This is a genomic window from Sphingopyxis sp. P1IMeth2, assembly GCF_900185685.1.
GTDB classification, from domain to species: domain Bacteria; phylum Pseudomonadota; class Alphaproteobacteria; order Sphingomonadales; family Sphingomonadaceae; genus Sphingopyxis; species Sphingopyxis terrae_A.
Map to the genome: position 1 here is coordinate 97,352 of NZ_FYAT01000016.1, position 24,542 is coordinate 121,893.

The following is a 24,542-nucleotide window of genomic DNA, read 5'->3' on the forward strand; positions in this document are numbered from 1 at the left end:
CCGGTCGCGGCGCGGAAAACGAACGCCGGCGGATGCGGGGCGAGCGGCGCTCCGGCGCCGCTCGCCCCGCCCTTCGGCGGCTTAGTGGCGCGCGAGTTCGTCGCGGCCCACGACCATATAGTGAACCTCGTCGGGACCGTCGGCGAAGCGCAGATGGCGCACGTCGGCATAAAGCTCGGCGAGCGGCGTCCAATGCGAGATGCCGGTCGCGCCGTGGATCTGGATCGCCTGATCGATGATCTGGCACACGCGCTCGGGGATCATCGCCTTCGCCATGCTTACCCACACGCGCGCTTCGCGATTGCCGAGCAGGTCCATCGCCTTCGCGGCCTTGAGCACGATCAGGCGCATCGCCTCGATATCGCAGCGCGCCCGCGCGATGACTTCGAGATTCTTGCCGAGCTGCGACAGCGGCCGGCCGAAGGCGGTCCGCGAATTGCCGCGCTTGACCATCAGGTCGAGTGCAACCTCGGCCTTGCCGATGGTGCGCATGCAGTGGTGAATGCGGCCCGGCCCGAGGCGCATCTGCGAAATCTCGAACCCGCGCCCCTCGCCGAGCAGGATGTTGTCGCGCGGCACGCGGACATTTTCGAACCGCATATGCATATGCCCCTGCGGCGCATGGTCGGCGCCGAACACCCGCATCGGCCCGAGCACCTGCACGCCGGGCGTGTCCATCGGCACCAGAATTTGCGAATGCTGCGCCTTGCGCGGCGCCTCCGGGTTGGTCTTGACCATGCAGATCAGGATCTTGCAGCGCGGATCGCCGGCGCCGCTGATGAAATATTTCTCGCCATTGATGACCCACTCGTCGCCCTCGAGCGTCGCGCTGGTTTCCAGATTGCTCGCGTCCGACGAGGCAACGCCGGGTTCGGTCATCACATAGGCGGAGCGGATTTCGCCGTTGAGGAGCGGCTTCAGCCAGCGATCCTTCTGTTCGGGCGTGCCGACCATTTCCAGCACTTCCATATTGCCGGTGTCGGGCGCCGAACAGTTGAGCGATTCGGATGCCAGCGGCGATTTGCCGAGTTCGGCCGCGATATAGGCATAGTCGAGGTTGGTGAGCGGGGTTCCCGTATCGCCGTGGGGCAGGAAGAAATTCCACAGCCCTGCCGCCTTCGCCTTGGCCTTCGCGCCTTCAAGCAGCTCAAGCTGCCCCGGCGCCCAGCTCCAGCGGTCGGCGCGCCCTTCGCCCAAGCGGAAAAACTCCTCGGTGATCGGATCGACATTTTCGGCGATGTGGCGCTTCACCGCATCGAACAGCGGCTGCGCCTCTTTTGACATTCTGAGGTCGTTGAGTTCGGCTTCGAGTTCGATCGGCGTCATCGCTATTCTCCTTGGTTGGGGCCAAGGCTAGTGCCCCTGCGGCATCAGGAAAAATGATAACTTCGAATAAAGTCTATTCGCCTGAGGAATAGACGCCTATTCTTCGCGCATCACCTCGAGGATGATCGCGCGCAGCCAAGCGAGGCCGGCATCCGCCTGAACCGCGCGATGCCAATAGAGATAGCTGCTGCTCTGTGCGACCGCGATCGGCAGGTCGAACAACTGCATCGGCCAGATGTCCTGCAACATGCGAACATGGCTGCGCGGAAGCGTGCAGAGCATGTCGGTCTTCGCCACGATCTGCCAGGCGGTGATCGCATGCTGGCAGCGCACCGCGACGCGGCGCTGCAAGCCGAGCCGCGCCAGCGCGATATCCTCGATCCCCGGCCCGTGCGGACGCGGCGTCGCGAACACATGATCGAGCGCGAGATAGCGGTCGAGGTCGAGCGTCCCGGCGATGCGGTCATTGCCGATCCGCGCCGCCACCAGCAGCGGCTCGACACCGAGCGGCTCGCGGCACAGCCGGTCCTCGACGGGCAGGTCGACGTCGATCGCGACGTCGAGATCGCCGTTGGCCAGCGCGGCGACCAGATCGCGGCGCCGAAAGGCGGTCGATATCAGGCGGACGTGCGGTGCCTCCGCAAGCACGCGCGAGGCCAGCGCCGGAAAGCGCGACATCTCGCCCGCCAGCCGGATTCCGATGCGAAACTCGCGCGTCGATTGCGCGGGATCGAAGCTCCCAGCCCCGTCGAGCGCCGCGACCAGTTCGCGCAGCGCCGCATGGATCGGCTCGGCAACCGCCCGCGCGGTCCCGGTGGGGACGAGGCGGTTGCCCTGGCGGATGAACAAGGGATCGTCCAGCATCGCGCGCAGCTTGGCCAGCGCATGGCTGATCGCGGGCTGCGACAGATTGAGGTGCGACGCGGCAGCCGACACGCCGCCCTTGGTATAGATGGCGTCGAATATCTGGAGCAGGTTGAGGTCGAGCCGCGGCAGGCGCTTCATATCATGTTCCTATCGGCCTTGCCTCGGCGGCGCCAGGCGGTCAGGCCGGTGCCAGTGCCGTGCGGACGAAATCGACCGAACCCGACGGCGCCGCCAGCCGTTCGGCGCCGAGCAAGCGGTTCCAATAGCTTTCCGATCCGTCGGCGAGCCGCCAGGCCTGCAGCCGGCGCGTATAGAGCTGAAGATCATATTCTTCGCTGATACCGATGGCACCATGCACCGCATGCGCGATCGCCGCGACCCGCGCGGCGGCGCTGCTCGCAACCGATTTGGCGGTCGCCGCCGCCGCGAGCGCAGGCGGGAAAGAACCCGCGCCGCCGATATGCGCCGCAATGCGCGCCGCGACCATATCCTCCGCCATCACGGCAAGCTGCTGTTGCAGCGCCTGCTGCTTGCCGATCGGCTTGCCGAACTGGATACGCTCGTTCGCGTAGTCTGCCGTCATCGTGGTCAGCCGGTCGGCGGCGCCCGCGATCAGCGCGGCGCGTAGCACCGCCGCGGCGCGGCGCAATCCGCCGGCGACAATCGGTCCCACCGGCGTTGCGGTTTCGCTATCCCAGCGCACCGATGCCGCGAGTTCCCCCGCGCCGCCATCCGCTTCGCCCGCCACGGCGGCAAGATAGAGATTGCCCTCCCATTCGACGAGCAGATGTCGCGCCAGCGCGGCGCCGATCACCCGCCCGGCTGCGCCCGGCGCCTGCGCGGCGATCGCGATCGGTCCATCGGGCGCGGCCCTCCCCGCTTGCGCCAGCAGCGCGCGCGCAATCATCGTTTCGCCGACCGGACAGGGTACCGCATGGCGGCCAAGCACCAGCCACAGCGGGACGATATCGGCAAAGGACAGCCCCGCGCCGCCCGCGTCTTCAGGAACCAGCGCGTCGAGAAAACCCGAGGCCGCGAGCTCCGACCATGCCCTGTCGTCTGCCTCGCCGCGCTCCGCCGCGCGCACCGCGGCGGGGCTAAAAAGCGCGGCGATCATCCGTTCGAAAGGGTCGAGGAAATCGGTCATCTATGGCTCCTCACCGAAGGCCCATGCCGCGGGCGATGATGCCGCGCAATATTTCGCGCGTACCGCCGCGCAGCGAAAAGCTGGGCGCGACATGCGTGACATAGGTCAGCGTGCGGTAAAGCTCGTCCGAGACGGGTTCATCGGGATGCGCGGCAAGGTCGTCGCCGATCGCGACCGGAAGCTGCTGCTCGAACGCCGTCCCCAGATCCTTGACCAGCGATGCCTCGACCACCGGGCTTTCGCCCGCCGCAAGCCGGGCGGTGCAGGCGATCGACATCGCGCGCAGCGTCGCGAGCCGCGCGGTGAAATCCCCCACCAGCGCGCGCACCGCCGCGTCGTCGCGCCCGATATGCTGCAAATGCCGCACCCAGGCATCCAGAAGCACGACGCTCGAATAGATACGCTCGGGGCCGCTGCGCTCGAAGGCGAGTTCGGCGGTGACCTGCTTCCACCCCTCGCCCTCTGCACCGATCAGCGCGTCGGCGGGCAGATCGACATCTTCGAAGAATATTTCGCAGAAATGCGCGTCGCCGGTCAGATCGACGATCGGACGGATGGTGATCCCCGGCGCCTTCAGGTCGATGATAAGCTGCGACAGCCCGGCATGACGATCCTCGGCGCTTCCCGAGGTGCGGAGCAGCGCGATCATATAGTCGCAGTGCATCGCGCCGGTCGTCCATATCTTCTGCCCGTTGACCCGCCAGCGGCCCGCGGTGCGCTCGGCGCGGGTGCGAACGCTCGCAAGGTCCGATCCCGATCCCGGCTCGCTCATCCCGATGCAGAAGAACAATTCGCCGCGGCAAATGCGCGGCAAATAAAATTGGCGCTGCGCCTCGGTCCCGTAATTCAGGATCAGCGGCGCGCTTTGCCGGTCGGCGATCCAGTGCGCCGCCACCGGCGCGCCGGCCGACAGCAATTCCTCGACGACGACGAACCGCGCGAACGGGCCGCGCTCGCCGCCGCCATAGGCTTTGGGAAGCGTCAGGCCGAGCAGCCCTGCAGCGCCGAGCTTGCGGCTGAAATCGGCGTCGAACCCTTGCCACGACCGGGCGCGGACGTCGGCGGACCGCGCCGCCGTCGCCGCCTCGGCGAGCGCACGGACGCGGCTGCGCAGCGCCTCATCCTCGGGCGGCAGGCTGCTCAGCTCCAGCGTGTCGAACACAATAGTCTCTCCCGCGGCGACTCTGCAAAATCGCGTAGCCGCCCTCTCCTGCCGCGAAAATCGCGGCGCGTCACCTGCAGCAATTGATGGGGCGCCCGATCAGAGCGAGAGGCCGCCGTCGACGATCAGCGTATGACCGGTGACATAGGAGGCAAGCGGCGAGGCAAGAAAGATCGCCGCCCCCGCCATGTCCTCGGGCGTTCCCATCCGTCGCTGCGGGATATGCGCGAGTGCCCCCTCCAGCCGGTCGGGATGCTGCGTCGTCACCTTGGTCAGCTTGGTATCGACCAGACCCGGCGCGAGGCCGTTTACGCGGATACCGTCGGCGGCGAAGGCCTGCCCCAGCGTCTTGGTGAGGCTGATCGCACCGGCCTTCGACGCGGCATAGGCCGGATTGCCGATATTGGCCTTCAGCCCCGAAATCGAACTGACGATGATGATCGATCCGGCGTTTTGCGACAGCTGCAGCCGGAACTTGCGCGATATATGCATCAGGCTGTCGAGGTTCACCGCCATCACCCGGTCCCAGCCTTCGCGCTCGAACTCGCCGCGCCGATAGACGACCGTGCCCTGGCACAGGATCAGCACATCGAGCCGGTCGAACGGCATCGCCGCCGCCTCGATCGCGTCGGGGTCGCCGACATCGACGCAGCTATAGCCGAGCCCCGCAAGATCGGACCCATCGTCCGGGTCGTAATCCGCCGCCCGCGCGCGCGTCCCCCAGACATGGACCGCCGCGCCGCGCGTGCGAAAGCCATGGGCGATGCCGTTGCCGATCCCGCTCGATCCGCCAACCACCAGCACCGCCTTTCCGGCGAAGTCGGTATCGTCCTTCATGCTGACCCTAGGCGGCTCGCGGGATCGCCGGATCGCCCGCGCCGGCCGGCGCCGCGTCCCGCCCGCGCCGCACGAGCCGGCCGGGCAGCGTGCCCGTCGGCTGCCCGTCGCGATAGGTGACCGCGCCCGATACGATCGTCGCGACATAGCCGTCGGCGGCCTGATGCATCCGCTTCCCGCCCGCGGGCAGATCGTAACGGATCGTCGGAACATGCAGGCGCAGCGCGTTGAAATCGATGATGTTGAGGTCCGCCTTCATCCCCTCGGCGATCCGGCCGCGGTCGGTCATGCCGACGGTCGCGGCGGGACGCGCGGTCAGCTCGGCAATGGCGTCGGCGAGCGCGATCCGGTCGCCGGGATCGGCATCGCGGACCCAGCGCTGGAGAAAATAGGTCGGAAAGCTCGCGTCGCAGATCAGGCCGTAATGCGCGCCGCCGTCGGCGAGCGCCATCACGGTATCGGGATGGCCCAGCATTTCGCGCACCGCGTTCAGATTGCCCTCCGAATAATTGGCGGCAGGCAGATAGAAGAGCCGCCGCCCCTCATCCTTCAGCAGCAGCTCATAGGCGAATTCGGCGACCGACTGGCCTTCAGCCGCGGCGCGCGCCTCGATCCGCGTCTCGCGCTGCGGTTCATAGTCGGGACCGTCGGTCCATTCATGCACGGCGCGGAACGCATCGATCAGTGCCAGCGTCACCGGATTGCTGTCCTCGGCCGTCTCGGCGAGCAGGCGCGCGCGGAAGGCCGGATCGCGCATCGCCGCCACGCGCTCGGCCAGCGGGCGGTCGGCGATCGCCTTGTAGCTCGGGTGCGAGCTGAACGGATGGAGGCTGAGGTCGAGGCCGAAGAACATGCCCACCGGACGCGGTGCGACCTGTCCGCGCATCTGCAGCCCGTCGCGGCGCGCCTGTTCGAGCCCCGCGAGCATCGATCGCCACCCCGCCCCCGGCTGGTTGGGCACGTCGAGCAGGGTGAAGGACAAGGGGCGCCGGCCATGTTCGGCAAGCGCGCGCAGCAAGGCGAATTCGCTCTCGGCATCATTGGCCGGCGCCGGGATGATCTGGAACACCCCTGCATCGGCATCGCCAAGGCCGTCCATCAGCGCGCGCAGCTCGTCGGCTTCGGAATAGAGGCTCGGCGCCAGTTCGCCCGCCTTGGTCCGGTGCATCATGTTGCGCGACGTCGTGACCCCGAAGGCACCGGCGGCGACGGCATCGGCGACCAGCGCGCGCATCTGCGCCAGATCGTCGGCGGTCGGGGCCTCATGTCGCGCGCCGCGCTCGCCCATCACGAAGATGCGCAGCGCCGAATGCGGCACCTGCGCCGCGATATCGATGTCGAGTTCGCGCGCATCGAGCGCGTCGAGATAATCGGGGAAACTCTCCCAATTCCATGGCAGCCCGTCGACCATCACGACCTCGGGAATATCCTCGACCCCCTCCATCAGCTTGACGAGCATGTCGCGCTGGTGCGGCCGGCACGGCGCGAAGCCGACGCCGCAATTGCCCATCAGCACCGTCGTCACGCCATGATTCGAGGAGGGCGCCATGCGTGTCTCCCACGTCGCCTGTCCGTCATAATGGGTGTGAATGTCGATGAAGCCGGGGGTGACGATGCGGTCGCTGGCGTCGATCTCCTCGACCCCGCGGCCCGCTATCTGCCCGATTGCGGCGATTTTTCCATCGCGAAGGCCGATGTCGCCGACGAAGGGAGCGGTGCCGCTCCCGTCGAAAACCAGCCCGCCGCGCACGACCAGATCGAAGTCCATAAGCCTCTCCTCGAAGCGCGCCGGCCTCGTCCGGGCGGGTCGTCGCTTGCCTTGCCGCTTTCAGCCATCCGCGAAACCGCACCCGATTGCAAGCGAGGGCGGGCGAACACCGCCCGCGATTTGCGTGGCAAGGCGGGGGCGGTTCGTGTTAGCCTTCGCCGCGACGGGAGGGACCACCATGTCGAACATCCGGATGCTGTTGGGTTTGTCACTGGCCGCGCTGCCGCTTGCCGGTCCGGCGCAGAGCGCGGCGCAGGGTACGGCGCAGCCGCGCCTGACCAGGGAACAGAGCATCCAGTTGTTCGAAGCTGCGGGCTTCCGGGTCGAAAACGGGCGCGCGATCAATCGCTGCGGCGGCGCGTCGAACCCGCGCGTCGCCTTTGCCGATCTCAACGGCGACGGACGGGCGGAGGCGCATGTCGCCGACGTCGATCCCAAATGCTATGGCAAGCCCGGCGCCTATTTCGCAGTGCTGATGCTCGGCACCGACGGGCGCTGGCGCCGTCTGATCGCCGAGGATGGCATCGTCGGCTTCGCCAAGACGCGCACCGGCGGCTGGCGCGACCTGACGCTCGAGGCGCGCTATTCGGCCTGCCCCGGCACGCGCCATTTCGCGGGCGGCAGCTACGGCGCGCCGACGGCGTGCAGCCAGGACGGGAAGGCCGCTGCCACCCCGGCAAGCGCCGCGCCGCCGCGTAGCGGCGCGATGCCGATTTCGCGCGACTATCTGTTCGATTGGGACGGCTCGCAAACTCCCGAAGCCAAGGCGATCCCGGCGACCGAGCGCCTCGCGCTGTTTCGCGCCGCCGAAATCAAGCCGGTCAAGGGCGGCCGCTGGACAGCCTGCACCGACGACGACAGCGGCCATTCGGAGGCGCAGGTCGATTTTATCGGCGACGTCAACGGCGACGGCCGACCCGAAGCGATGATCCACGACAATGGCATCTTCTGCAACGGATCGGCCGGCGTCAATTCGATCGTCCTGACCAAGACGCCGGCGGGAAGCTGGAAGGTGATGCTGACCACGCAGGGCTTTGCAAACTTCCTCAAAAGCCACGGCGTCGACAATTATCCCGATATCCAGGTCGGCCTTCCCGGCTTCTGTTTCCCCTATCTGCGCTGGAACGGCCGCGAATATGATCTCGCCGCCCGGTTCGACGACAACGGCAAGCCCTGCAAGCCGTTCTGATCGCGGCGCTCAGCCTGCGCCGAACAGTCCCGCGGTCTGCGCCAGAACCCAAAGGCCGATGACCAGGAACAGCGCCGCGGCGACCATCCGGACCTTGTTCAGATCGACGCGCTTGAGCAGTTCGTGGCCAAGGAAGATTGCGGGCACATTGGCGATCATCATCCCCAGCGTCGTACCCGCCGTCACGGTGAAGACATCGTGGAAGCGCGCGCCGAGCGCGATCGTCGCTACCTGCGTCTTGTCGCCCATCTCGACGAGGAAGAAGGCGACGAGCGTCGTCATGAACGCGCCCGCATGCGATTTGGGCGCATCATCATCCTCGAACTTGTCGGGGATCAGCGTCCACGCCGCCATCGCGACGAACGAGGCGCCAATGACATAGCGGAAGATATCGCTGTCGAGGAAGGCGGCCGCCTGCGCCCCCAGCAGCGCGGCGAGCGCATGATTGGCGAGCGTTGCGACCAAAATGCCAAGGATGATCGGAAGCGGCCGTTTGAAGCGCGTCGCGAGCAGAATCGCGAGGAGCTGCGTCTTGTCGCCGATCTCGGCGAGCGCGACGACCGCGGTCGAGGTGAACAAGGCTTCCATGAAATACTCCGGGGCCGAGCGGCAAGCGAACTCCAACAGCGATCGCGCCCGCCGCCCGGCCCGGACGAAGGTGCGACGCCATTGGTCTCGCCCAAACGCTTTCGCGCTTCCGCGGCGCCACGGCCTCTCGACCGAGTATGTTGACGCTGCGGCCCGTCCGGCAGGACGGCTGGCTACTCCCCAGATGACGGGGGTGCGTTAGACGCGGTCGAGGCGGCTGGCAAGCCCTTCGTCTGCGAACCATTGCCCGGTGCGGCCGCGGCGGCGGCCTTGTCCGCTTCAGAAATATCGGCGTCCATCGCCCGCGCGCGCGCCTCGATGTCGGAGGCCGCCTTGTCGTACCGCTGGTCGAAATCGGGCGGCTGCTTGCACGCCGCCAGCGCGAACAGCGGCAAGAGCATCAGCGCGCGGCGCATCAATAATCCTTGCGGTAGCGGACGGAGAAGTTCGATTGTCCCGAACCGCCCGCCTGGCTCAGGATCGACAGCGCGCGCGTCAGACTGATCTCGAGCTGGGTCGCGGTATAGCCGCGCGCGTCGGTAATGACCTCCAGATAGATGTCCTTCGAGATATATTGCCCTGCCGCGAGCGCGGTGCCGCGTCCGGTCGTATCGTCGGGGCCCAGAATGCGCAGCCGGTCGATCCCCGCCGCCGACTGGAGCGCGCCGAGCGGGCTAAGCCCGCCGCCCCCGCCGCGCAACGTGTTGAGCGACGCCGCCAGTTGTACCGCCTGGAGCGGCGACAGCGAGGTGATCGAATCGCCGAACAGGATACGCGAGACGATTTCGTCCTGCGGCAGTCCGGGCACGCTCGAAAAGGCGACCTGCGGGTTGCTCGCCCGCCCGGTCACCGCGACATTGACGGTCACATTGTCGAAAGTGTCGGTGGCGAGGAGGTTGATCGCGGGATCATAGGCATCGCCGGTGGGGAAGGTCACCTTGCCCTGTTCGAGGTTAAACGAGCGCCCCGCGAAATCGAGCGTGCCGCGCACCAGTTCGATCTCGCCGGTCACGCGCGGCGCGACGGTCGTGCCCTTCAAAGTGACGTCGGCCTGCCATTCGGATTCGAGCCCCATGCCCGTCACATAAATCTGTTCCCCGGCGCGCAGGCGGATGTCGAGCCGGATCAGGTCGAACAGGCTGCCGCCCACCGCCGCCAGCCCGTCGCCGCTGATCCGGCGGCGTCCGCTCGGCGGCTTGCGGCGCACCCCGGTAAGCACGGGAACGCTCGCAGCGCCCTCGCGCACGATGCGATAGCGCGTTTCGGGCAGGCGCAGGTCGCCCGACAGCAGCGCTGCCTCTCCCGCTGCTTTTGTGAGCGTCAGCGTGCCGGTCGCGCGCGCGCCGATATTCTCGCTGCGCGCCAGCCGCGCATTGTCGAGCGTGGCGACGATGTTCATCGGATAACCATCGGCCGACGACAGGCTTACATAGCCCTTCGCCGCGACGCTTCCCGTGCCGGCCTTGGCGGTAAGCTGATCGATTTCGAGCCGGTTTCCGGTGAAGCGGCCGCTGACCACCATGTCGGTCAGCTTGGTGCCATAGGTCTGGTTCTCATAGGTCATGCCATTGCCCTTGAGCACACCCTGCAGACAGGGATCGGCAAGCTGGCAACTAAAGTCGGCCGCCACCGCGACCGGGCCCGCGAGTCCCTGATTGGCGGGACCGACGAAGGAATAGAGCGTGTCGGCGGGACCATTATAGCGCAGCCCGCCGCCGAGCGGTGCGGCGCGCAGGCGCGTCATCCAGTCGCCGGCCCCCGGCCCGAGCGGGCGCAGCGACGCCTGCAGCCGTCCGATCACGCTGCCGCGCTTGCGCACCACGGCGCGCAATTCGCCCCCGTCGGCGAGCAGCTTACCCGCGAAATTGACATCGACCGGCTGGCTCACCGCCGCCGCGGTCGTGCGCGTGAAATCGTTGATCGTCAGCCGCGCGTCGGCACGCGGGAAAGCGTCGGAATTTTCCTGCGCGAAGTCGAGACTGCCGGTCGCGCGCCCGCCGAGGCCCAGCCCCGGATAGACGGCGTTGAGGATCGTCATATTGGCGCGCTCAAGGCGGCTCTGGACGACGATACCCTCGCCGAAGCGCCCCGCGAGGCGCGCGCTGCTGCCGCGGCCGAGGTCGATGGTCGTCGGCAGCAGTTCATAATCGTCGGTATGCGGCACGATGCGCGCCGGTGACGCGGTGCGGAAGTTGATCCCGCTCGCCCGGCCCTGCACCGATGCGCGCCACAGCTCGGGGGTCAGGTCGGCGTTGGCGGCGATGCGGAACGGCACGCCGCTCGTCCCCTCGACCAGCGCCTGCGCCTTGCCGCGCCCGTCGCGATAGTCGATCTTCACGCGCCCGACCGCAATGTCATAATCGCGGATGCGCGTGTCGGCGAGCTGGATGTCGGCGATGATCCGCGGCTTGTCGTAAAGGATCATGTCGGCATCGACGATCGCGCTGCCGACCGCGAGCCGCGCGGCACCCGGCAGCACGACATTGTTCGCGCGGATATTCGCCGCAACCGCCTGATAGGGCCCGTCGGCGCTCAGCCGCACGATCCCGCCCAGCCCCTGCCCCGATGCGTCGAGCCGGCCGACGAAGGGCCCCGCCGCGCTTTGCTGGAGCCGTCCCTTGAAGCCGATCCCCGACAGGTCGGCACGCTCGACATCGATGGTCAGCGGGCCGGCGGCGGTCAACAGCACGACATCGGCGGTCAGCGGGCCGTAATCCGTCTCCCCCTTCGCCGCGAGCCGGTAGCCGTTGGGGGCGCCCGTCAGCCGCGCCTCCAGATTGGCGAGGCCGATACCGAGGCCGGGGCGTTCGGCGCGCAGCGTCGCGCGCGGGTCGCTGATCGTCCCCGCCACCTCGACACCAAGCGGACCGTAATCGACCGAATTGGCGCGCACGACGAGCTGGAGCTGGCCGCCCGGCGCATAGCTGCCCTGCCCGCTCGTCACCCGCAGCCGCGGCGCGGTGAGGCGCAGATTGGCGAAACGCACGACGCCGTCGGTGCCATAGCGAATGTCGCTCGTCGCCACGGCATTGCCGCCGAGCAGGTCGCGAACCCCCGAATTGAACAATCGGGTCGATCGCGCGCGAATGCGGCCGGCAATCTCGAACCCGTCGGCACCGACGCGCTTCAGGTCGACGTCGGTGCCGATATCGAAGATTCCGACGCTTTCGATGCGGTAATCATTGACCCGTCCGTCGATGGCGCCGGTGTAGAAGCCGCGGTTGAGGTCGGCGACGATGATCGCCTTGGCGTCGATGCGCGGCGACCGCAGGCGAAGGTTGTCGCTGAGCAGCCGCCCATTCTTGTAAGCAAGATCGCCATCGAGCCGCACCGCGACGAGCGTTCCGCCCGCCACGGGATCGAGCCCGCGGATGCGCGCCGCGCGCCCCTCCACCGGGATGACGATCTGGTCGGCATCGACGCGCGCCTTGCCCGACAGGTTCAGCGCCTCGACGACGATATCATTGACCGCAAGGCTCGCCGCATCGACGCTATACGCGACCGTCGGCGTCGCGAAGGCGCCATCGAGCCGCGCCGACGCCCGGCCGCCGCTCGCCCGGAGCGCCGGCGCGATCGCGGCGGGGCGCAGCAGCACGAAGGCCATTTGCAGGCCATCGTAACGATTGGCGCCGAGATCGAGACCGCCGCTGATCCCGAGCCGCATCGCATCAGACGACAGCCGCCCGTCAAGATCGGCCTTGCGCTGGGCGAGCCGCGCGGTGACATCGACGGCCGTCTCGCGGCCGAGCAGCGCCGCCGGCGTTCCCGCAAACAGGCGCGTCGCCTGCGCCGTGCCCTTGACCGCGAACGTGCCGTCGCGCGCGCTGAGCGCCAGCCCGGCGAGCGGCGCCGCGCCCAGCGTGGCGTCGAGGCGCCCGTCCCAGCGCGTCCAGTCACCGCGGCCCGCGAGCTTGGCCGTCAGCGGCTCCTTGAACCCGCCGAGCGCCGCCAGCAGCCCGTCCGCGGGGGCATTGACGTCGAGCGTCAGCGCCAGGCGATTCTTTTCGGGCACCGCGTCGAGCAGCAGCGCGAGCCGGTCGCCCTTCGCCTTGCCACCGATGGTCTCGGCCTTCGCCGTCACCTGCGCGCGCCGGTCGGCGATCGCGACCTTGCCGTCGATGCGGAGTTCCTGCCGCGCTCCTGTCACCGCAGGCTCGACGACGAACCGGTCGACGCGCAGCCGCCCGATATCGATATCGAGGTCGGGAAGCAGAGGTTCACCGGTGTCGGGCGTCGGACGGAATGCGGGCAGCCGTTGCAGCACGATCGTCGAGGCGGTCGCCGAACGGACATCGACATGGTTATTGAGATAGGCAAAGGGCCGCCAGTCGACCCTGACCTCGGGCGAGCGCAGGAACACGCCCTTCGGATCCGAAAGCGTGAAATCGCGCACCACCATCGCGCCATAGAGCGATCCGTCGAGCCGGCCGATGCCGATTTTCATCCCGTTCGAAAATTCATATTTTTCGATCTGGGTGACGACAAAGCGGCGCCCGGCGTCGCTGTTGAGACCGACGACGAACAGTGCGATCAGCGCGAGCAGCCCGCCGAAGGCGATTCCCGCCCAGCGCAGCACGCGGCGCGGCCATGGATTGCTCCGCTGCGGCGGCGTGTCCTGCATCGGCTCGGCTGCGCCCCCGGCCATCAGAAAGCCTGCCCGATCGAGACATAGACGCTGATCCGCGATTCACCCGGCTTGCGGTCGATCGGCGTCGCGACGTCGAGCCGCATCGGGCCGAAATTGGTGTAAAAGCGGCCGCCGATGCCGGCGCCGAAGCGCAGGTTCGAAAAATCGGGGGTCGATCCGGTATAGACCTGCCCTGCATCGACGAAGCCGACGATCCCGAAATTGCCGAAGCGATAGCGCGCCTCGAACGCCGCTTCGTTGACGCTGCGGCCACCGATCGGGTCTTTGTTGGGATCCTTGGGACCAAGCTGTTGATAGCCGAAGCCGCGCACCGAACCGCCGCCGCCGGCATAGAAGCGCCGCGACGGCGCCAGCCGCTCGCGCGCGGCGCCGAGGATCGAACCGACGCGCACGCGGCCCGCGAGCACGATATTCTCGGCCACCGGATAATAGCCGCTGACATCGACGCGCGCGCGCGCATAGGGCGAGAAGCGCCCGCTCATCGACCCTTCGGGCTCGATCAGCGTGGTGACGCGAAATCCCTTGGTCGGATCGAGCAGGCTGTTGGTGCGATCGATCCCGATCTGTCCGGTCAGGCCGACGATATAATATAGGTCGCGTTCGCGATCGGCGAGCAGGAAGCTGTAATCATCCTCGCTCGTCGCGATAAGCTGCACGCCATAGGCATAGGTCAGCTTTTTCTGCCAGATCGGCGTCGAATCATAGCTGACCCGCGCCGCAATGCGCCCCGTCAGCGCCTCGAACGCGTTATAATTGCTCCGCGTCGCCTCTCCGACCAGTTCAAAGGTCCGATCCCGCCGCCCCGCGTTCGACCGGCGGAAGGTGACCCCTAGCCCCTGTTCCTGCGTCCCCGCGACGCCGCGCACGATCAACGCGCCTTCGGGCGGAAAAAGATTGCGGTGCGTCCAGCTTCCTTCGACGCGGATCCCCTCGCCGGTACCATAGCCGGCGCTGGCGGCGAGCGTGCGCGGCGGTCCCGCCTGCTGGTTGACCAGCATCGTCACATATTCGGTGTCGTCGCCCGCGCTTTCGCCCGTCGCCTGCGGCTCGACCGACACGGTCGCGAGCAGGCCGGTGGCGACCAGCGCCTGCCGCAGATCGTCGACCTTTCGGCTGTCGTAGAGGTCGCCGCGCTTGAACCGCGCCATGATCTCCACATGCTCGGCGTCGAAGGCCTCTTCCCCCGTGCTCGCAAAACCGCCGAAACGGGCGCGCGGGCCGATGTCGATCGGCAGCGTATAGACGCCGGTCGCCTTGTCGCCATCGAGCAGGATGTCGCGCTGGCCGACCTTGGCAAAGGGATAGCCTTCCTCGGGAAGCTTGAGCGAGATCGCCGCTTCGGCGCCCTGCACCCGCTCGGCGACGATCGGCTCGCCGATGGCGAGCGGGAAATTGTCGGCGATCAGCCCCGGCGGCACCGTCGGCTTGGCATCGAGGATGATGTCCGAAAAGCTGTAACGCGGCCCCGGCTTCACATCGATCACCGCGGCAACCGGCTGCCCGCGCTCGCGGCCGGCGCGGTCGATACGCGTATCGACGGCGCCGTCATAATAGCCTTCGGACGACAAGATGCGCTGCATCAGCTCGGCATCATTGCTCAGTCGGGCGCGCAGCATCGCAAAATTGTCGGCCCTGCCGTCGCCGTCGTAGAGCGCCGACAGGTCGCCGAACAACCCCGAAAGGTCGGCATCGGTGCTGTCGTCGGCTGCGGCAAGACCATTGACCTGCACCGAATAGGCGACCTGGCGGTTCTCGCCCTCGGGCTCGGCATCGACGAACTGGACGGGCTGAACGTCGAAGCTTTCGAGCGGCGGCAGCGGCGCGGCGAGCTCGGCGTCGGTTATCGGCGCATCGCCGATCGGCTCGATCGTCTGCCCGTCGGCGAGTGCGGGAACGGGCACGCCATCGACCTGCGGCACGGCTTCGGCGGTACCGTTCGTCTTCTGCTTCGCCGCGTCGGCGACCCGCTTTTCGAAATCGGCAATCGATTCGAGCGGCTTGTCGAGTTCGGGATCGTCCTCCGCGCTGATCGGGGGGATCGCCTTTTTGAACTCATCATCGGGAATGATCGGCGCCACCTCGGGCAAGACGACCCCTTCGGGCGGCGGCGACGGGCTCGCGATCGGGGTATCATCGTCAGGCGGAGGCGCATCGGCCGCAGCGGGCTCCGCGGTCGCAGCCTCTGCCGTCGGCGGCGCGGCCGGTTCGCGCTCCTGCGCCGCGACCACATTGGCGCCGGCGAGCGCGAGCAGCGACGCGGACAATAGTCCCCACCGCCGCCGAGCATCGACGCCAAAGCCGTTCAATTCGTGACGCTTTTTTTCGCTGGCCATCTGTCCACAACCGATGCGCACTTGTGGCTTGCCCGCCGCACGCACGCAACCCGGTTTTCGGGGAAACCGGCTCGGTCCGTCGAAAAGGCGGCCCCGTGGCAACCGCTCAGCTATCGGCGCCGAACAGATCGCGGCTGTAGACCTTGTCGGCCACATCGGCGAGTTCGTCGGCAACCCGATTGGCAATGATCACATCGGCCTCGGCCTTGAAGGCATCAAGATCGCGCACGACGCGCGAGTTGAACAGCCGATCTTCCTCGATCAGCGGTTCATAGACGATAACCTCGATCCCCTTGGCCTTGACGCGCTTCATCACGCCCAGGATGCTGCTCGCGCGGAAATTGTCGGATCCCGCCTTCATCGCGAGCCGATGGATGCCGACGACGCGCGGCTTGCGGCGAACGACCTCGGCGGCGATGAAATCCTTGCGCGTGGTGTTCGATGCCACGATCGCCTGGATCAGATTCTGCGGCACGTCCTGATAATTGGCAAGCAGCTGCTTGGTATCCTTGGGCAGGCAATAGCCGCCATAGCCGAAGGAGGGATTATTGTAGAATTGCCCGATCCTGGGATCGAGCCCGACCCCGTCGATCACCTGCCGGCTGTCGATTCCGTGCATCGCGGCATAGGTGTCGAGTTCGTTGAAGAAGGCGACGCGCATCGCAAGATAGGTGTTTGCGAACAGCTTGATCGCCTCGGCCTCGGTATTGCCCGTTTGCAGCACATCGGTCTTGTCCTTGAGCGACGCCTGCTCGAGCAGCCGCGCGAAATCGGCGGCGCGCGGGTTCGTGTCGCCGACGATGATCCGCGAGGGATAGAGATTGTCGTAAAGCGCGCGTCCTTCGCGCAGGAATTCGGGCGAGAAGACGATATTGTCGCTGCCGAATTCGGCGCGCATGCGGTCGGTAAAGCCGACCGGAATCGTCGATTTGATGACGATCAGCGCGCGCGGCGCGAGCGCCAGCGCATCGGCGATGACCGCTTCGACCGTGCTCGTGTTGAAATAATTATTGTCCGGGTCATAGTCGGTGGGCGTCGCGACGATCACGAAATCGCTGTCGCGATAGGCGTCCTGCTTGTCGGTCGTCGCAACCAGGTCGAGCGGCCGGTTCGCCAGATATTCCTCTATCTCCGGATCGGCGATCGGCGAAGTCCGGGCGTTGATGAGATCGACCTTCTGCTGATCGATATCGAGCGCGACGACGCGGTTGCGCTGCGCGAGCAGCACCGCGTTCGAAATGCCGACATAGCCGGTACCGACCACGGTGATTTTGGGCGAGCTGGTCGCCGCCGATTCAGTCTGGGACAAAGATGCGATCCTCGATTGGGTTGGCGGCCGCTCTAGCAAGTGCCGGACGCCCGCTCAACAGCGCCGGACACGCCCGTCAGGTTCCGCAGAAAGTCGTATAGGGTCCGAAGCCTTCGGGCGGCGGGCCGGCAAACGCCTCCCATTCGCTGCGCGGCACGAAAGGCTGGCGCACGACATCGAGCAGTTCGCGCCACGCCGTCATATCGCCCGCCTCGGCATCGGCCAGCGCCGCCTCGACCAGATGATTGCGCGGGATATAGAGCGGGTTGACCCCGTCCATCGCGTCAGCGCATTCGAGCGGCCCTGCCGGCTCGCGCTCGATCAGCGCCCACCATTCGGCGATCCACGGCGCCATGGCATCGGGCGCGGGAAGCAGCGCCTGCAGCATATCGCCCTCGCCGCGGAGCAGCATCGCGAGCGCACGGAAGAACAGCGTGAAATCGACCTGATGCGCCTCAAGCTGATCGAACAAGCCGTCGATCAACTCGGCATCGCTCTCGCCCGGCTGCGTCAGCCCGAGCTTCGCGCGCATCCGTGCGAACCAGGCCGTGCGAAAGCGTTCGGGAATGGCGTTGGCAAGCGCCTTCGCCTCTTCGACATCGCCGGGTTCGACCGCATGGATCGCCGGAAGCAGCGCCTCGGCGAAGCGCGCCATGTTCCAGTGCAAGATTTGCGGCTGGCGGCCGTAGGAATAGCGTCCGTTCGCGTCGATCGAGCTGAAGACCGTGTTCACCGCGAAGCGGTCCATGAAGGCGCAAGGGCCATAATCGATCGTCTCGCCGCTGATCGCGACATTGTCGGTGTTCATCACCCCGTGGATGAAGCCGACGCCAAGCCAGCTTGCGACGAGATCGCACTGCAGGCCGATCACCCGGTCGAGCAGCGCCAGATGCGGATTGGCCGCCTCGGCAAGCTCGGGAAAATGGCGGCGCACGGCATAGTCCGACAGTTGAACGACATGGTCGGCGCCGAAATGCGCGGCGAAGAATTGGAAGGTGCCGACGCGGATATGGCTGCTCGCGATGCGCGTCAGCACGGCGCCGGGGTGCGCCTGCTCGCGCTGGACGCGATCGCCGGTGGCCACCGCGGCGAGCGCGCGCGTCGTCGCTATGCCCATCGCCGCCATCGCCTCGGACACGAGGAACTCGCGCAGCACGGGGCCGATCGCGGCCTTGCCGTCGCCGTTGCGCGAAAAAGGCGTCGGCCCCGACCCTTTGAGCTGCACGTCGAACCTCGCCCCGTCGGGCGCGACGATCTCGCCGAGCAGCAGCGCGCGGCCGTCGCCCAGTTGCGGCGAGAAATGCCCGAATTGATGCCCGGCATAGGCGAGCGCCAACGGGTTGGCGCCGCCGGGCATTTCCTCGCCCGAAAAGATCCGGGCGAGCTGTGCATCGCTCGCGCCCGCCGCATCGATCCCCAACCGGTCGGCAAGCGCATGGTTGAAGATCAACAGCGTCGGCGCCGACGGCTTCGCCGCCTCCGCGGGCGCGTAAAAGCCCGGCATGGCGTCGTGAAAACTATTGTCGAACGCAAAATCCATGCCCGGCTCCCTAAGGCAGCAATGTCGGTCGAAGCGCCAACGATTGCAACCCACAGCAAGTCAAGGTTAGCGTCATTATCCGCGCTGCGATCGATATATCGCGAAGCGGCGTCCACTCGTCGCGCAGCGGATTTCAATCTTCGCAGGGCATGGCAAAAGCAACGCCAGCGATCGCAAAAAAGATAGTATATTGAAACGGAATTCATTTCCGCATGAGGGCAAGCGATGCTGAATCCTCGTCCATCGACGAATGCACAATAGCATCCAATTTAGCTCAAAATAAATTATCGTTCGTTGACAAATATTTGTAGCGGTGAAAAAGCTCATGGCAGATTGAGTTTTGGACAAGGGCCGGGCACCTCCAGTGGATAGGATTGCACCAGCCTCGAAGGCCCCGCCGGACGGCGGGGCCTTCAACTTTTCCGCCAATGCGCGCAAGCTCGACGCATACAAGCGAGGTTCAGGCAGCGCGCGGCAAGGGGCGGCCGCCCGATTCGAAATTCCGCGCATTTTGAAAGAGATCAATGCAAATTCTGCAGCAAGCCGCCGCCGATTATCACGGCCTCATTCTCGATATCGGGGCGACGACGGGCCTCCCCGATGCGATGCTGCACCTGCATGCGGGGATGCTCATCTTCCTCGCGACCGCGCTCGTGATGCGCCGGGGCCTCGATGACATATTGCCGCTCGGCATCGTCATCATCGCCGCCTGCGGCAACGAAGTGCTCGACCGGATCAATCTCGGCAACTGGAACTGGCCCGACACGCGTATGGACCTGTTCAACACGATCATCTGGCCGCTCACGACCCTCCTCGTCGCCCGGGCCGTTCGCGCCGCCCGTTCAGCCGCCGCCGACAGGAAAGTCCCGGCCGAGCCCGCCACCGAGCCGGCCGCGGCCAACCCCGACTTCACCTGAAACACGGCGCGCCGGTCCAACCCTGGCCTGCGAATTGGCGATTGCAGCGCGGTCGCGCATTTGCTAGCGGCCCGCACCGTGACCTCGGGTTGCCCGGTGACGGGCATGAAAAGGGAAGACCGGTCGATCCGGCGCTGCCCCCGCAACTGTAGTCCGGCGAGGTGGATGCAATCATGCCACTGGAAGCTTGTCTTCCGGGAAGGCCGCATCCCACCGCTGACCCGGCGAGCCAGGAGACCTGCCAGGGCGTCGCCGTTATCTGCACGCGGGCGGGGTGTACCGGGCGCAGGCGAGGATCCTCGCGTGACGGCAAGCCGTTACGCTGGAGGTACTCGTGAAGTCATTTTTCTGGAAATCCACCTTGTCTCTCGCCGCGGTTGCCGCGGCCTCGCCTGCCTTGGCGCAGGACGCTGATGGCGATGGTTCGACGATCACCGTCGTTGGCGATCTGCTCGGCGCTGACCAAAGCAATGCCTCGGTCTCGATCATCGACGCCGCCGCCATCCGCCGCGCCCAGAACGGCACCGCCGCCGACCTGATCGCGCGCCTGCCCGGGGTCAGCATCACCCAATATGGCACGCTCGGCAGCGTATCGAACGTGCGCGTCCGCGGCGCCGAGGGCGAGCAGACGCTCGTCGTCATCGACGGGGTGCGCGTCGGCGACCCCTCCTCGCCGGGCGGCGGCTTCGACTTCGCCAATCTGATGCTCGGCGCGATCGACCGCATCGAGGTGCTGCGCGGCGCGAACAGCCTGCCGTGGGGCAGCCAGGCGATCGGCGGGGTGGTCGCCATCTCGACCACCGAGCCCGACGCGGTCGGCGGCGCGACAAGCGGCCGGATCGGCGCCGAATATGGGGCGCGCGATACGGCGCGGGTCAACGGCCAGTTCCGCGCCGACCTCGGCGCGTCGCAATTCGGCCTCGGCGGCGGCTATGTCCGCACCGACGGCATCAGCAATGCCGCGGTCGGCACCGAGCGCGACGGCTACCGCCAATATGCGCTCAACCTCACCAACCGGACCGATATCGGCAATACGCTGACCTTCCGCGCCTTCGGCCTTTATGCCGACAGCCGCGTCGATCTCGACGGCTTCGCGCCGCCGACCTACAGCTTCGGCGACACCGCCGAATATCAAAAGACGCGCGAACATTACGCCGCCGCCTCGGTCGAACACCGCCCGGGCGGCAATGCGAGCACGACCGGCTTCTCGCACAAGCTCGCGTTCGGCTTTGCTGACATCAACCGCGACAATTACGACCCGGCGGTCGGCAGCGATCCGAGCTTCAAGGCGCGCGGACGCAGCGAGCGGCTTTCGTACAGCATCGACTGGCTGACGGCGGGCAACGCGAGCGGACAGCAAGTGCGGCTGATCGCGGGCGCCGAACGCGAATGGATGCGCTCGCTGACCGCCGACGCCTTTTCGAGCGACAGCGGCCGCACCGCGACCACCGGACTGTGGGCGATGATCGTCGGCAAGCCGACCGAGACGCTTTCGCTGACCGCGGGGGTGCGCCGCGACGATCACCGCGACTTCGGCGGCGCGACCAGCCTCGCCTTCGATGCGGGGCAGAAGCTCGGCGATCATGTCACGCTGCGCGCGAGCTACCGCGAAGGCTTCAAGGCGCCGACGCTGTTCCAGCTTTCGGATACCGCGGGGGCCTACGGCAATCCCGATCTGCAGCCCGAGCGCGCCCGCGCCTATGAAGTCGGGGTCCGCATCGAAGCCGCACCGCTCGCGTTCATCGACATCGCCTGGTATCACCGCGACACGCGCAATCTTATCGATTTCGTGAGCTGTCCCGCCGGTCCCAATCCCCTGCCCCCGATCTGCGCGACGGGCAACCGTCCGTTCGGCACCTACGACAATATCAACCGCGCGCGCGGCCAGGGGGTCGAGGTCGAGGGTACGGTGCAGCTTGCGCCGGGCCTGCGCTTCAGCGCCAACTACAGCCTCGTCGTCGCGACCGACCGCACCCCCGGTTCGCTCTACGAGGGCAACCGGCTCGCGCGGCGCCCCAAGCATCTCGCCAATGCCGAACTCGGCTGGACGCCCGGCGGCGCCTTCGCCGGCGCCGATCTGTCGGTCGCCGCGCGCTATGCCGGCAAAAGCTTCGACGATCGCGCGAACAATGTGACGCTGGACGATTATTGGCTGGTCGATCTGCGCGCAAGCTACCCGCTCGTTGCCGGAATCGAAGTCTATGGCCGCATCGAAAATCTGTTCGACACCGATTATCAGACGGTGGCGGGCTATGGCACCGCGGGCCGCTCGGCCTATGTCGGGGTCCGCTGGGCTTTCTGATGCGCGCGGGAGCGGCCCTCGCGATGCTGGCGGCCCTTTCGGCCTGCCAGCCGCGCGCGCCGCTTCCCGCCCGTCACGGCATCGTCAGCATCGATTATTGCGCCGACCAGATGCTCCTCGGCCTCGTGCCCCGGGAGCGCATCCGCGCCATATCCTTCGAGGCGGCGAGCGACAGCGCCTTTGCCGCGCCGCGCGCCGCGGGTCTGCCGCGACTGCGCCCGCAGCTTGAGGATATTGCGATGCTGCGCCCCGCGGTGGTCGTGCGCTCCTATGGCGGCAGCGCAAAGCTCGACCGCCAGCTTGAGGTGATGGGGATAAAGGTCGTGCAGCTCGGCTATGCCGGCACGCTCGCCGATGTCCGAAGCCAGATGCTCCAGGCAGGCGAGGCGCTCGGCGCCGGCCCGCGCGCCGCGGGGCTGGTCAAGGCCTTCGATGCCGAGGTCGCCGCCGCGCGCCGAGGCGGCGGGCACGCGGGCACCGCGCTTTACATCACCCCCGGCGACGTGACGACCGGGCCCGGCTCGCTGGTCGCCGAGGTCATCGCGGCGGCGGGCTTCACCCCCTATCGCACCCGCCCCGGCTGGGGCAGTCTGCCGATCGAGGCGATGGTGCGCCGCCCGCCCGATCTGGTGTTCCGTGCCTTTTTCGACAGCGCGCGCTATCGGCAGGATTATTGGACCGCCTCGCGCCACCCCGTCGTCGCCGAAGCCACGCGCCATGCCCGCGATGTCGAGGTGCCCGGCGGCTGGCTCTCGTGCGGCAATTGGTTGACGGGGCATGCGGTCAAGGCACTCGCCGATGCGCGAAGGGATATGCGATGACGCGCCTCAACCTCACCCTTGCCGCGATGCTGCTGCTCGCCGCGCTGCTCGCGCTGGCGACCGGCCCCGATGGCGTGTCGCCGTCGCTGCTCGCCGGCTGGCTCGGCGGGCATGACCCCGCCGCGACGATCATCCTTGCCGACATCCGGCTGCCGCGCGTGCTCAGCGCCGCGGTCGTCGGCGCGTCGCTCGGCCTATGCGGCGCCGCGCTGCAGGGGCTGACGCGCAACCCGCTCGCCGAACCCGGCATCCTTGGCGTCTCGGCAGCGGCAACGCTCGGGGCAACGCTGACGCTCTATTTCGGGCTCGCGGCACTCTTCCCCTGGGCGCTTCCCCTCGGCGCCATCGCAGGCGCTGCGCTCGCGACCCTGCTCCTCGCCTCGACGGCGGTGCGGACGCAGGCAATGGCGAGCCTGATCCTCGTTGGCGTCGGCCTCTCGAGCCTCGCCGGCGCGCTGATGGCGCTGATCCTCAACTTCGCGCCCAATCCCTTTTCGCTCTCCGATCTCGTCAACTGGACGCTCGGGTCGGTCGCCAACCGGTCGCTCGCCGATCTTGCGATGACCGCGCCGCTGATCCTCGTCGGCGCGCTATTCCTGTTCGCCCAGCGCGCGAACCTCTCGCTGCTCACGCTTGGCGAGACCGCTGCCGCGGCGCATGGCCTCGACGTCCGCCGCACCCGAATCGCGATCGTCGCCGGCACCGGGATCGCGACCGGCGCCGCGGTGGCGCTGGCCGGCGCGGTCGGCTTCGTCGGGATCGTCGCGCCGCATCTGGTTCGCCCGTGGACGGGGCACGATCCGGGGCGGACGCTGGCGCCTTCGGCGTGGCTGGGCGCGCTGCTCCTCGTGCTTGCCGATCTCGTCGTGCGTATTCTGCCAACCGACAATGAGCTGCGCCTCGGCGTCGTCGCCGCGCTTGCGGGCGCGCCCGTTTTCACGCTGATCGTGCTGCGCCGCGGCCGTGGAGGCGCGCGTGGCTGACGATCTGATCATCGAAGCGCTTCGCGTCGAGGCGCAGGGTACGCTCCTCATCGACGATATCAGCGCCCGCTTCGCGCCGGGACAGCTAACGGCGATCGTCGGCCCCAATGGCTCAGGCAAATCGACGCTGCTGCGCGCAATCGCGGGCGTCGTTCCGGCGCAGGGTGCGATCCGCATGGGCACAGCCGACCTCACCGCACTGCGCCCCGCCGAACGCGCGCGGCGGCTTGCCTATCTGCCGCAGGTGCACGAACTCGCCTGGGGCATCAGCGTCGCCGACATGGTCGCGCTCGGCCGCTTCGCCTATGGCGCCGCACCGGGACGGCACTCTGCCGAGGACAAGGCGGCGATCGACCGCGCAATGGCCGCCACCGGCTGCACCGACCTTGCCCATCGCGGCGTTACCAGCCTGTCGGGCGGCGAAGCGGCCCTCGCCTGCCTCGCGCGCGTCCTCGCCGCCGAAACGCCGGTCCTGCTCGTCGACGAACCGGTCGCGGCGCTCGATCCCGCCAATCAATATCGCGTCATGGAATGCCTTGCCGCGCTCGCCGCCGACGGCCGCACGGTCGTCGCGGTGCTCCACGACCTTTCGCTGGTCGCGCAATTTGCCGACACGGTGCTGTGGATCGGCGGCGGCCAGCTTGCTGCGCTAACGCCCGCAACCCACGATGCTTTTGCGCAGCATGTCCCGGCGCTCTTCACCCGCGAGCCCGTCTTTGCCAGCGACGGATCGAGGGCGCTCTATTTTCGTCGCAGCCAAAGCACGTAACGCACCCTTTGCTTCTGGCGCCTAAGCCCTTCAGAA

General features: G+C 67.4%; 18 protein-coding genes and 1 riboswitch. Of the genes, 6 read left to right on the plus strand and 12 right to left on the minus strand.

All coding sequences use genetic code 11. The features are described 5' to 3' along the window. Positions 1-81: 81 nt before the first annotated feature. From P1IM2_RS16330 to P1IM2_RS16355, 6 genes are all read right to left on the minus strand, one after another. Positions 82-1,326 (minus strand): acyl-CoA dehydrogenase family protein, encoded by a 1,245-nt coding sequence (locus P1IM2_RS16330; protein WP_003044690.1) that lies wholly within the window; start codon positions 1,324-1,326, stop codon positions 82-84. A gap of 96 nt (positions 1,327-1,422) precedes the next feature. Further along, positions 1,423-2,331 carry a LysR family transcriptional regulator gene (locus P1IM2_RS16335; RefSeq protein WP_186403109.1) on the minus strand — a complete coding sequence of 303 codons (909 nt, stop codon included), beginning with the start codon at positions 2,329-2,331 and terminating at the stop codon, positions 1,423-1,425. 40 nt (positions 2,332-2,371) lie between these two features. Continuing rightward, the gene (locus P1IM2_RS16340; RefSeq protein WP_186403110.1) at positions 2,372-3,340 is read right to left on the minus strand and encodes an acyl-CoA dehydrogenase family protein; all 969 of its coding nucleotides are present in this window, start codon (positions 3,338-3,340) and stop codon (positions 2,372-2,374) included. A gap of 10 nt (positions 3,341-3,350) precedes the next feature. Continuing rightward, the gene (locus P1IM2_RS16345; protein WP_186403111.1) at positions 3,351-4,502 is read right to left on the minus strand and encodes an acyl-CoA dehydrogenase family protein; all 1,152 of its coding nucleotides are present in this window, start codon (positions 4,500-4,502) and stop codon (positions 3,351-3,353) included. A 99-nt stretch (positions 4,503-4,601) separates the two neighbouring features. After that, positions 4,602-5,339: an SDR family NAD(P)-dependent oxidoreductase gene (locus tag P1IM2_RS16350; protein ID WP_186403112.1), complete on the minus strand. Its 738-nt coding sequence runs from the start codon at positions 5,337-5,339 to the stop codon at positions 4,602-4,604. Positions 5,340-5,346: 7 nt separating this feature from the next. After that, entirely contained in the window at positions 5,347-7,107 is a 1,761-nt protein-coding gene (locus P1IM2_RS16355; RefSeq protein ID WP_186403113.1) for an N-acyl-D-amino-acid deacylase family protein, read from the minus strand. Between the two features lie 178 nt (positions 7,108-7,285). Here P1IM2_RS16355 and P1IM2_RS16360 point away from each other — a divergent pair, with 178 nt between their 5' ends. Beyond that, the gene (locus P1IM2_RS16360; protein ID WP_186403114.1) at positions 7,286-8,296 is read left to right on the plus strand and encodes a hypothetical protein; all 1,011 of its coding nucleotides are present in this window, start codon (positions 7,286-7,288) and stop codon (positions 8,294-8,296) included. Positions 8,297-8,305: 9 nt separating this feature from the next. On the opposite strand, the gene P1IM2_RS16365 is transcribed toward P1IM2_RS16360, so the two are convergent. The 6 genes from P1IM2_RS16365 to P1IM2_RS16390 form a co-directional block, all read right to left on the minus strand. Continuing rightward, positions 8,306-8,884, minus strand: coding sequence for a TMEM165/GDT1 family protein (locus P1IM2_RS16365; RefSeq protein WP_058812120.1), 579 nt, complete (start codon positions 8,882-8,884; stop codon positions 8,306-8,308). A 173-nt stretch (positions 8,885-9,057) separates the two neighbouring features. Beyond that, positions 9,058-9,300, minus strand: coding sequence for a hypothetical protein (locus P1IM2_RS16370; RefSeq protein ID WP_186403115.1), 243 nt, complete (start codon positions 9,298-9,300; stop codon positions 9,058-9,060). After that, entirely contained in the window at positions 9,300-13,529 is a 4,230-nt protein-coding gene (locus tag P1IM2_RS16375; RefSeq protein WP_254535878.1) for a translocation/assembly module TamB domain-containing protein, read from the minus strand. Before P1IM2_RS16375 ends, P1IM2_RS16370 begins: the two co-directional genes overlap by 1 nt. Continuing rightward, positions 13,529-15,865, minus strand: coding sequence for an autotransporter assembly complex protein TamA (locus tag P1IM2_RS16380; RefSeq protein ID WP_186403116.1), 2,337 nt, complete (start codon positions 15,863-15,865; stop codon positions 13,529-13,531). Before P1IM2_RS16380 ends, P1IM2_RS16375 begins: the two co-directional genes overlap by 1 nt. A 106-nt stretch (positions 15,866-15,971) precedes the next feature. Beyond that, positions 15,972-17,174: a nucleotide sugar dehydrogenase gene (locus P1IM2_RS16385; protein ID WP_062766554.1), complete on the minus strand. Its 1,203-nt coding sequence runs from the start codon at positions 17,172-17,174 to the stop codon at positions 15,972-15,974. A 76-nt stretch (positions 17,175-17,250) separates the two neighbouring features. Next, on the minus strand, positions 17,251-18,714 hold the full coding sequence (locus tag P1IM2_RS16390; RefSeq protein WP_186403117.1) for a protein adenylyltransferase SelO: 1,464 nt from the start codon (positions 18,712-18,714) through the stop codon (positions 17,251-17,253). 524 nt (positions 18,715-19,238) lie between these two features. On the opposite strand from P1IM2_RS16390, the gene P1IM2_RS16395 reads away from it, so the two are divergent. From P1IM2_RS16395 to P1IM2_RS16415, 5 genes are all read left to right on the plus strand, one after another. After that, positions 19,239-19,631 carry a hypothetical protein gene (locus P1IM2_RS16395; protein WP_186403118.1) on the plus strand — a complete coding sequence of 131 codons (393 nt, stop codon included), beginning with the start codon at positions 19,239-19,241 and terminating at the stop codon, positions 19,629-19,631. 69 nt (positions 19,632-19,700) lie between these two features. Then, positions 19,701-19,892: riboswitch (cobalamin riboswitch) on the plus strand. A gap of 73 nt (positions 19,893-19,965) precedes the next feature. Continuing rightward, the gene (locus P1IM2_RS16400; protein WP_186403119.1) at positions 19,966-21,933 is read left to right on the plus strand and encodes a TonB-dependent siderophore receptor; all 1,968 of its coding nucleotides are present in this window, start codon (positions 19,966-19,968) and stop codon (positions 21,931-21,933) included. Next, the gene (locus tag P1IM2_RS16405) at positions 21,933-22,754 is read left to right on the plus strand and encodes an ABC transporter substrate-binding protein (protein ID WP_186403120.1); all 822 of its coding nucleotides are present in this window, start codon (positions 21,933-21,935) and stop codon (positions 22,752-22,754) included. Before P1IM2_RS16400 ends, P1IM2_RS16405 begins: the two co-directional genes overlap by 1 nt. Beyond that, complete coding sequence (locus P1IM2_RS16410; protein ID WP_186403121.1) at positions 22,751-23,737, plus strand: iron ABC transporter permease; 987 nt, start codon at positions 22,751-22,753, stop codon at positions 23,735-23,737. The genes P1IM2_RS16405 and P1IM2_RS16410 overlap by 4 nt, the downstream gene beginning before the upstream one ends. Next, on the plus strand, positions 23,730-24,506 hold the full coding sequence (locus P1IM2_RS16415) for an ABC transporter ATP-binding protein (protein ID WP_186403122.1): 777 nt from the start codon (positions 23,730-23,732) through the stop codon (positions 24,504-24,506). Before P1IM2_RS16410 ends, P1IM2_RS16415 begins: the two co-directional genes overlap by 8 nt. Positions 24,507-24,542: the final 36 nt, after the last annotated feature.